This window comes from Propioniciclava flava (genome assembly GCF_004126535.1).
Lineage (GTDB): Bacteria > Actinomycetota > Actinomycetes > Propionibacteriales > Propionibacteriaceae > Propioniciclava > Propioniciclava flava.
On sequence record NZ_PPCV01000020.1, the window covers coordinates 1 to 1,568 of the forward strand.

The following is a 1,568-nucleotide window of genomic DNA, read 5'->3' on the forward strand; positions in this document are numbered from 1 at the left end:
TCGGACACGTCGAGGCCTTCCGGTCAGGTTGAAGAGACGCTTCCGATCCTGAAGGCCTCGACCCCCAACCACCCTCACCCCGCGCTCCGGCGTGTCGCGCTCACCCCCACCTCAAGGTTGAAGAGCCCCCATAGTGGCTTAGTTGTGTTGTATTTCAGCGCTGTGGTTGGGTGTGCTCCAGTTCCGGCGTCCACCCCCACTCCTTCACCCGCGTACCAGTGCGTACCTGAGGCTGACGGTGACCCTGTTCCGTGTACTTCCATCGAGTTTGAGACTTCTCGGCATAGGGATGCCTTGTATTCGGAGGGCGAAGCGGTCTACCGCAGATACTGGTCCGAAGTGTCTCGCGTGCGATTGAGTGCCGAGCCGTCGATGACACCGGACCTTGAGGAGACAACGGCAGGCAATTTCCGCGAGGGGGTCCGTCAACTTATCGAGGATTCGCGGGGTGCTCAGAGGGTGAGTGGCGACGCGCCGGTTGTGTGGGTGAAGCGCCTTCCAGTCCTGACTCGGAGCGGCTCAATCGTGGCGCTCGAGGTGTGCACTGATGCGACAACCGCTCGATATGCCAATCCCCAGGGGGGTAGCCCAACGGCGGGCCGGGCCTTTCAGCAGCGGATCTATCTTGCTCGCCTGGAAAACGCGGGCGCTCTTCGCATCGTCGACTCAGAGTACAAGGAGGTCGCTGCCTGCTGAGGGGCGTCCCTGGTGGCAACGTGGCGTCGTCCGTTCCTTGCCGGCTCGCGGTGCTGGTTGCGCGATCCGTGGCGTGCGGGGTGACGGCCAGCTGGGCGCGAACACCTCTCGCAGGGCTGCCTGGGCCTACGTCGGCCAAAGTTCATGTCCTGCCCAATCCGGGTAGGCATGTGCATAAGCCAGGCGCGGAGAGGATTGGCACTAGTGAGTGTGTCAGACTGTTGAGCCACCATCCCCCTGGAGGCGATACCGATGGCTTTCTTGTATTCCGTTCGTATTGGCTCAGCTGTGTTGTGCTTGATCGTTACGGTTGGTTGTTCGCCTGCGCCGAGGCCCGTGTCCACTCCTTCACCTGTGTATCAGTGTGTTCCCGAGGCCGGCGGTGATCCCATGCCCTGTGGCCCCATTGAGTTTGAAACAACTCAGCGCCGCTCCGCTCTTTACGGAGAAGCGGAGGCCGTATATCGGAGGTTCTGGGCCGAGATCGTTCGGATCGACAGTTCGCCCGAGCCTGTGATGACTCCTGAACTTGAGGCAACGACCATGGGCAAGTTCCACGAGTCGGTTGTCACCCTGCTGGGCGAACTGAAGGGCGCCCAGCGGGTCAGTGGCGAATCCCCGATCGTGTGGGTCCGGCGACTGGTCGGGATGGAACGTTCGGGATCAATCGTGGCGCTGGAAGCCTGCACAGATGAAAGGAATGCGCGATTCATCAACCCGAAGGGCGGAGATCTGCTGGTCGGGCTGAGCCGCCCCCTTCATTCGGTCCGGACGTTCTGTGAGTCGTCGGTTTCCATTTGATGGGTGCACTGCCGAGCGTACTCGGCTGGGGTTAGGTAGCCGAGCGAGGAGTGCCGGCGGTGGTGGTTGTA

The 1,568-nt window shown here is 61.8% G+C and carries 1 protein-coding gene; it reads left to right on the forward strand.

The window, feature by feature from the left end:
- Positions 1–1,239: 1,239 nt before the first annotated feature.
- Complete coding sequence (locus tag C1706_RS14150; protein ID WP_164987581.1) at positions 1,240–1,497, forward strand: hypothetical protein; 258 nt, start codon at positions 1,240–1,242, stop codon at positions 1,495–1,497.
- Positions 1,498–1,568: the final 71 nt, after the last annotated feature.

Bases quoted from the DNA above. Each gene is read 5' to 3' on its own strand.
- C1706_RS14150 (WP_164987581.1), top strand. From the start codon at position 1,240: ATGGGCAAGTTCCACGAGTCGGTTGTCACCCTGCTGGGCGAACTGAAG.